Source organism: uncultured Nevskia sp. (genome assembly GCF_903885465.1).
GTDB lineage: Bacteria > Pseudomonadota > Gammaproteobacteria > Nevskiales > Nevskiaceae > Nevskia.
Genome location: NZ_CAISIQ010000247.1, coordinates 1 through 7,708 on the forward strand (window position 1 = coordinate 1; position 7,708 = coordinate 7,708).

The window sequence follows — 7,708 nt, forward strand, 5'->3', positions numbered from 1 at the left end:
ACCGGCATGGAGGCCGGTCGAGCGCTGCCAGGCCATGGATGGCCTGTCGGCGCGGTGCCCCGGAGAGCGCGAGAAGCACAGGGAACCGGAGGACAGCTTTTCGTCCTCCGGCGGCATGCCGCGGGGCGCACTTCTTTGGTGACTTTCTTCGGGCGTTCGAAGAAAGTTACCCGCGCGACAGCGCGGAATAGTGCGCCAACGCCAGAAAACAACAACACCGACCGATCAAGTCGAAAGCTATCGAATAAGAAGCTTGAGAGAGCCCAGCCGAAGCACAGAACGCCAAACAAGCGATCTACGACTTCTTCGCCCCCGCCAACATCTCCCCCATCTTCTGATGAATCAGATTGATCGCCTTCAAGGGCCTCAACATCACCTTGAACTCGACGATCAAACCCGCCTCGTTCGATCGAATCATGTCCACACCATTGACCAGAATGCCGTCGATCGTCACCTCGAACTCCAGCACCGCATCAAGCCCGCTGCGCACTTCACGGACATAGTGGAAGCTCGGATTGAAGAACACGAAGAACGCAGCGGTCAGGTACTTCTGGGTGATCGCCTTGCCGACTTGCGGGGTATGGACGACCGGCGAATGAAACACCACGTCGTCGGCCAGGATCGTGTCGAGCCCGCGCGGGCTCCGGGCCTGGACCATCTCGTGCCAGCGGTGGATCGGGTCTGCTTGGGTCATCGTGAAAGATTCCTTCAGGTCTTGACGGTTGTGATGGTCGCGGGTTCGCCCTAAAGCGGCAGGGGATGCAGACAGCATTAAAGTGGTCGCCTTCATTCTCCAGCACCACTGCCTCGCATGACCACCCGCAACCGCCAATGGCTGCTCAAATCCAGGCCTGAAGGCCCCGCCGTCGAGCACGAGCATTTCGAAAAATCCGAAGCTGCGATCCCGACCATTCGCGACGGCGAGTTCCTGATCCGCAACCGCTGGTTCTCCTGCGATCCCTCGCAGCGTGCCTGGATGGACACCGACACCTACGTGAAGAAAGTCGCGCTCGGTGAACCGATGCGCGCCTTCACCGGCGGCGAGGTGATCGAATCGCGTCATCCCGGCTTCAAGGCAGGCGACCAGGTCACTGGCACTTTCGGCTGGCAGGACTACAGCCTGAGCGATGGCCGTGATGCGCTCGGCACGGTGACCAAGTTGCCAGACAGCATCGACTTGCCGTCCGCACTGTCGCTGTTCGGCATCACCGGCCTCACCGCCTACTTCGGCATGTTCGACATCGGCCGGCCGCAAGCTGGCGACACCGTGGTGGTCAGCGGCGCGGCCGGAGCCACCGGCGTCATCGCCGCACAGATCGCCAAGGCGCGCGGCCTGCGCACGCTCGGTATCGCCGGTGGGGAAGGCAAGTGCCGCTGGCTGCGCGAGGAACTGGGGCTCGATGATGCGATCGACTACAAGGCCGGCAATGTCCGCGATGCACTGCGCGAGCGCTGCCCGAATGGCATCAACGTGTACTTCGACAACGTCGGCGGCGACATCCTCGACGCCGGTCTGGCCAATCTTGCCGACGGCGCCCGCGTGGTGATGTGCGGCGCCATCGCCGGCTACGGCAATTTCGACGACATGCCGCCGATCCGCCAGTACCACCAGCTGATCCTCAAGCGCGCCTTGATGCAGGGCTTCCTGGTTTTCGACTATCTGGCGCGCAGCGATGAAGCGGTGGCCGAGATGAGCCCCTGGCTGGCCGCTGGCAAGATCAAGAACCCGGTCGACATCGCCGAAGGTTTCGATGCCGCGCCCGACGCGCTGAAGCGCTTGTTCGCCGGCCAGAACCGCGGCAAGCAACTGGTGCGGCTTGACTGAACGACGCCACGGAGAACGGTCATGAGTTCAAGCCGCACGATTCCCGTCACCGTGCTGACCGGCTTTCTCGGCTCCGGCAAGACCACGCTGATCAACCGCATCCTGAAAGAGGCGCACGGCCGACGCTTCGCGGTGATCGAGAACGAGTATGGCGAGATCAATGTCGATGCCGATCTGCTGGTCAAGGACGGCGGTGAAACGATCGTGCAGCTGACCAATGGCTGCGTCTGCTGCACGGTTCGTGGTGATCTCGCCGATGCGCTGAACGATCTGGCCAGGCAACGCGATGCCGGCACGATTCAGTTCGACCATGTGCTGATCGAACCCACCGGTCTTGCCGATCCCGGCCCGATCGTTCGCACCTTCATGGCCGAGACCGAGCTGCTGACCAAGTTCCATCTCGATGGCGTGGTGAGCTTGTTCGATGCCGTTAACGGCCAGCGTAATCTGCTGGAGTCGGTCGAGGCTCAGGCCCAGCTGGGTTATGCCGACCGCATCCTGGTCACCAAGATCGATCTGCTGCGCGAGCGGGCTGGCGCGCAGGCGGTCGATGTCGAAGCGGCGCTGCTGGCGACGATCAGCAATGCCAACAGCGTCGCCGCGATCGACTCCATTGCGGTGCCGGATGCGCCCTGGGGTGAAGTGTTCGACAAGCTGCTGGAGATGCGCGGCTATCAATCCGATCGCGTGGTGTTCACGCCGCAGCCGGTGTTCCGGCCGATGGGCTCCGCGAGGCACACGCCGGGTGTCGGCAGCATCAGCTTCCAAGCCGAGCAGCCGCTCGATGGCCTCAAGTTCAAGACCGCGCTGGCGGCGATCGACGAGCGTTACGGCGAGTCGCTGTGGCGGATCAAGGGCGTGCTGGCGATTGCCGGCATGCGCAGCCGCATCGTGGTGCAGGGCGTGCAGGGCTTGATCCAGGCCACGCCGTCGACGATCTGGCGGATGTTCGAGCCGCAGCGTTCGCGTCTGGTACTGATCGGCCGCGATCTCGATCGCGACTGGTTGCTGGCGCAGCTGGGTGGCTGTGTCGTCGAGCCGGTTGCTACGCCGATGCATTGAGTTGCCGAGGCTGACGCCGGGTTCGCGCGAAGGCGCTGTCTTTGGCGCAAGCCTTTTGCGTAACATCGCCAGCCGACGAGAACCGCGAACGCCATGGCCATTGCTGAATCCGCTGCTGAAGAATCCGCCGTCGAATCTGCCGTTTACGGCAAGATCGATCGCCGCATCGTGCCGGTGATCATGATCGCCTACGTGCTGGCCTTCCTCGATCGCATCAACGTCGGCTATGCGCAGTTGCAGATGAAGCAGTCGCTGGGCTTCTCGGACGCCGTCTACGGTCTTGGCGCCGGCATCTTCTTCCTCAGCTATTTCCTCTGCGAACTGCCGAGCAATCTGTGGATGCAGAAGATCGGCGCGCGCCTGACCTTCCTGCGGATCATGGTGCTCTGGGGCCTGACCTCGGCGGCAACCATGTTCGTCGTCGAGCCCTGGCAGTTCTATGGCGTGCGCCTGCTGCTCGGCGTGTTCGAGGCCGGCTTCTTTCCCGGCGTGATCCTGTACCTGACCTGGTGGTACCCGAGCCATCGGCGCGGTCGCGTCACCGGCCTGTTCCTGTTCGGCATTCCGATCACCGGGATGATCGGTGGCCCGCTGTCCGGGGCGATCCTGACCCACATGGACGGCATCCATGGCCTCGCCGGCTGGCAGTGGCTGTTCGTGCTCGAAGGCTTGCCGACGGCGCTGTTCGGCGTGCTGGTCTATGTCCTGCTCGCCGATCGGCCCGGGCATGCGAAGTGGCTCGATGCCGGCGAACGGCAACTGGTGCAGCGCGTGCTCGATGCCGATCAGACCCCCGGCGACAGTCACGATCGGGCCGGCGCGCTGACCGCGCTGGCCGACCCGCGCACCTATGTGATGGCCGGTATCTACTTCTGCTGCGCCTGCTCGGTCTACACCTTCACGTTCTGGCTGCCGACGCTGATCAAGGGCTTGAATGTCGGCTCGCTCGCGTCGGTCGGCCTTTGGAGCGCGCTGCCTTATGCGGCCGGCGGCATCGGCATCCTGCTGATCAGCGCGTCGTCGGATCGGATGCGCGAGCGCCGCTGGCATGTCGCGCTGACCTTGCTGCTTGGTACCTCGTGTCTGTACGCGACCACACTCGTCGCCGGAGCGTTCTGGCCGACCATCCTGCTGCTCTGCCTGAGTGCGGTGTTCAGCTTCTCCAGCGTGCTGTTCTGGACGATCCCGCCGACCTATCTCGGCCGCGAATCCGCCGCAGCCGGCATCGCCGTGATCAGCTCGATCGGCATCCTCGGCGGCTTCGTCAGCCCGTCCTTGATGGGCTGGATGAAGGGCGTGACCGGCTCCCTCGACGCCGGGCTGCTGCTGATGGCCGGCATCGCCGCGCTCGGCGCGCTGGCAACCTTGCTGCTGGTGCCGGCAACAGCGCTGCGGGTGGGACGAACTACAAGCTAGCTACGGAGTCGCCCTTCTATCCATCGTGAGGCCTGCTCGCGATACTCGGCGTCGTGATTAAAACCAGAACACGAGGAGAACATCGATGAGCCTGAGCAACGCGCTGGACGCCCTGCTGAAAAGTGGCACCGAAGCCGGAGAGATTCCGGGCGTGGTCGCCGTCGCCGCCGATCGCGATGGCGTGTTCTATGAAGGTTCAGCCGGAGTGCGTGCGCTTGGCGGCGAGGTGCCGATGACCGTCGACACCTTCGCCTGGTTTGCATCGATGACCAAGGCGGTCACCGGTACGGCTGCGATGCAGCTTGTCGAGCAGGGCAAGCTCGATCTCGACGCGCCTGCCGCCAAGGTGCTGCCGGAGCTCGGCAAGATCCAGGTGCGTACCGGCTGGGATGCCAACGGCAAGGCGATGCTGCGCGCGCCGAAAGGCACCATCACGCTGCGCAATCTGCTGACCCACACCAGCGGCTTCGCCTACGAATTCTTCAATGCCGATGTCGACAAGGAACTGACCGACGCCGGCAAGCCGGGCGTCATCAGCGGCTCGTCGGCAACGATGGATCGGGCGCTAGTTGCCGATCCGGGCACCGCCTGGAATTACAGCATCGGCATTGACTGGGCCGGCCGCATGGTCGAGCAGGTCAGCGGCCTCAAGCTGCGCGACTACATGGCCAAGCACATCTTCGCGCCGCTGGGCATGAAGGACGTCACCTTCGAAGCCAATGCCGAGCAGCAGGCCCGTGCCAGCGCCATGCATGCGCGCCTGCCGGACGGCGGCTTGGTGGTGATCCCGTTCGGCCTGCCGCCGGATGCCGAGCACGACATGGGCGGCCATGGCCTGATGGGCAGCCTGCCGCATTACCTGCGCTTTTGCCGCGCGATCCTCAACGGCGGCATCCTCGATGGCAATCGCATTCTCGCGCCGACCACGGTCGAGCTGATGTGCCAAAACCATATCGGCGCGTTGTCGGTGCCGGTGTTGAAGACCCATCTCCCGCAGCTGTCGAACGATTGTGACCTGCATCCGGGCATCGATCTGAAGTGGGGCCTGAGCTTCATCATCAATCAGCAGCCGCTGCCGGAAGGCCGCGCCGCCGGCAGCCTGGCCTGGGCCGGTCTGCCGAACGCCTATTTCTTCATCGACCGGAAGTCCGGCATCACCGCCGCGCTGCTGACCCAGATCCTGCCGTTCTGGGATGCCAAGGTGGTGACGCTGTACCAGAAGTTCGAGCGGACGATCTACGACCACCGCTGAGTCATCGCGTCTGCATCCTGTTGCTCGCTTGCCAACCTGGAAACTTCGCCATGCCCGCTTTGATGATCGCCCTGGTCAAGATCAGGAACCCTGCCAAATTGCAGGAATACTCCGCCGCCGCCGGCCCGACGGTTGCCGCCGCCGGCGGCGTCGTGCTGGGCCGCGGCAAGCACTGCGAAACGCTGGCCGGCACCATCGACGTGAACAACGCGATGGTTGCCCGTTTCCCATCGGCCGCCGCTGCCCACGACTGGTATCACTCGGCCGCCTACCAGGCCTTGATTCCAGTTCGTGACGAAGCGATGGAGGCTACGTTCTTCGTGCTTGAAGAGCCGAGCTGAGCGATTGCTCTGGCTGCGGCGCTCCGCGCCTTGCAGCCCTGATCAGCCATCCCGAAGCCGGAATCGGAAAATTGTTAAATTCCTATTTTGTGGGCTTATCTATGAATGTCATATCAAAAGCGCCAATAAAATAAGTTATCTGTGGCAGAATGCTGCTTCCTAAGACGGTTCGATTCCTTCAGAACGGCTGTCGCCTCGCCATTCAGCGTCTTTGAGTCTCAGGGAGCAGAACCTTGTCCAGAGGAAAACTGGCCGCCAGCGGCTGGCGCCTTTCGAGTATCCGTGTGGCCGCAGTCAGCCGATGCATGTTGGCTATTCCGGTCTTGATGGCGGTAGCCGGGCACCCCGTCTCGGCAGCGCCAGTTCCAACGACTGTGCAAGCTGCAGCGCCTGCTTCAGGCATGCAGCGCCAGCCGATCGACACCAAGGCTTTTCCGCTGGCACTGTGTAATGACGGCTCGTCAGCGGTGTACTACTGGCAGGCCGGGGTGGGCAGCAATGCGGCACGGGATGCCAACAAGACGGTGATCTATCTCGGCGGCGGCGGTTTCTGTGCCACCGATGCCGATTGCAGCCGTCGTCCGCCCGAGGGGCGTTCGTCGATGTCCTATCCGACGTCGGTCAACGGCACCGGCATTCTTTCCAGCAGCAGTAAGAATCCCAATTTCCAATCCTGGAATCGCGTCTTCTTGCCGTATTGCACGTCGGATCTGTATAGCGGTGACACAGGGCCGACGGGTGGCGCTGCGAATTTCCAGTTTCGCGGTGCGCGAGTGGTCGAAGCCATGATCCAGTCACTCACCAGCCGCAATGGCGTTGGCAAGAAGGGCGATGTGGTGCTGCTCAGCGGCGGCTCGGCTGGCGGCGTCGGCGCCTTCATCAATGCCAATCGGGTACGCGCGCTGCTGCCCGCAGCAACGGTGCTGACCCTGGTGGATTCGGGCGTGTTTCCGGATGTAATGCCTCCGAAAAGCACGCCGCCCGACATGCTGCCGATCCGCGAACAACTCGCCGGCGGCAGCCAGTACTGGAACTCCCAGTTCGACAGCGACTGCGTGGCCGCCAATCCGAAGATGCCCGAGCGCTGCCTGCTGTTCCAGTACGCATTGCCGACCTTGCGCACGCCGACCTTCACTGTGCAGAACGTCCGAGATCCGGTGTCGATCCGCAATGCCGGACTTTTCCAGCCATCCGACTCGAATACGCCTGAGCAGAATGACTGGGTCAATCAGGTGTTCATCAAGAGCATGGCGTCGATCCTGCTGCCGTTGGGCCAGTCGGCCGGAGAAGGCTTGTTCGCCGTCTGCGAGCCGGACGTCCACGGCATGATCTTCGATGACGTCAACTGGACCCGCCGCTACACGGACCTGGGCAGCGCCTCTCTCGAGAAGAACGTCTATCGCTGGGCCAATGGTCTTGGCGCAAGAACGCGCGTCGGCGTGTCGTCTTGCCGCTATCCCTGAACTGACGACGGAACGGAGCCCTGCGCACAGGACGCAGGGCTCCGTTCCCGTCAGCGCTTGGCGGCTCGCTTCCTGCGCTGCAGACCAGCTGCTGCTGCGCCGATCAGCAGGACCAGCCAGTCGACCGCGCCCCCGCCACGCTTCGGAGCCGGATTGACGGTCAAGGTGATCGTTTGACTGCTGCTGCCGCCATCGCCGCTGCAGTTCAGCGTGTAGCTGGCCATGCCGCTGGTGGTTGGGGTCACCATCGTGCTGCCGGCGGTAGCCCGGCTGCCGGACCAGCTGCCGCTGGCGCTGCAACTGCTGCTGTCGGTGGATGACCAGTTCAATGTCGCGCTGGCGCCGACGG

General features: G+C 63.4%; 8 protein-coding genes. 6 read left to right on the forward strand and 2 right to left on the reverse strand.

Annotated features, from left to right (window positions below):
- Window positions 1–295: 295 nt before the first annotated feature.
- Entirely contained in the window at window positions 296–694 is a 399-nt protein-coding gene (locus tag QZY06_RS09265; RefSeq protein ID WP_367275601.1) for a nuclear transport factor 2 family protein, read from the reverse strand.
- Between the two features lie 117 nt (window positions 695–811).
- Between QZY06_RS09265 and QZY06_RS09270 the strand changes: the two genes are divergently transcribed.
- The 6 genes from QZY06_RS09270 to QZY06_RS09295 all read left to right on the forward strand — a co-directional run bounded on the left by QZY06_RS09270 (window position 812) and on the right by QZY06_RS09295 (window position 7,359).
- Window positions 812–1,825, forward strand: coding sequence for an NADP-dependent oxidoreductase (locus tag QZY06_RS09270; RefSeq protein ID WP_295683233.1), 1,014 nt, complete (start codon window positions 812–814; stop codon window positions 1,823–1,825).
- A gap of 21 nt (window positions 1,826–1,846) precedes the next feature.
- The gene (locus QZY06_RS09275) at window positions 1,847–2,887 is read left to right on the forward strand and encodes a GTP-binding protein (RefSeq protein WP_295683234.1); all 1,041 of its coding nucleotides are present in this window, start codon (window positions 1,847–1,849) and stop codon (window positions 2,885–2,887) included.
- A gap of 93 nt (window positions 2,888–2,980) precedes the next feature.
- Window positions 2,981–4,303 carry an MFS transporter gene (locus tag QZY06_RS09280; protein WP_295683236.1) on the forward strand — a complete coding sequence of 441 codons (1,323 nt, stop codon included), beginning with the start codon at window positions 2,981–2,983 and terminating at the stop codon, window positions 4,301–4,303.
- An 85-nt stretch (window positions 4,304–4,388) separates the two neighbouring features.
- Window positions 4,389–5,555, forward strand: coding sequence for a serine hydrolase (locus tag QZY06_RS09285; protein WP_295683239.1), 1,167 nt, complete (start codon window positions 4,389–4,391; stop codon window positions 5,553–5,555).
- 50 nt (window positions 5,556–5,605) lie between these two features.
- Entirely contained in the window at window positions 5,606–5,896 is a 291-nt protein-coding gene (locus QZY06_RS09290) for a DUF1330 domain-containing protein (protein WP_295683241.1), read from the forward strand.
- A 401-nt stretch (window positions 5,897–6,297) separates the two neighbouring features.
- On the forward strand, window positions 6,298–7,359 hold the full coding sequence (locus QZY06_RS09295) for a pectin acetylesterase-family hydrolase (RefSeq protein ID WP_295683244.1): 1,062 nt from the start codon (window positions 6,298–6,300) through the stop codon (window positions 7,357–7,359).
- A gap of 50 nt (window positions 7,360–7,409) precedes the next feature.
- Here the strand turns inward: QZY06_RS09295 and QZY06_RS09300 are convergent, their stop codons facing one another.
- Entirely contained in the window at window positions 7,410–7,583 is a 174-nt protein-coding gene (locus tag QZY06_RS09300) for a hypothetical protein (RefSeq protein WP_295683247.1), read from the reverse strand.
- Window positions 7,584–7,708: the final 125 nt, after the last annotated feature.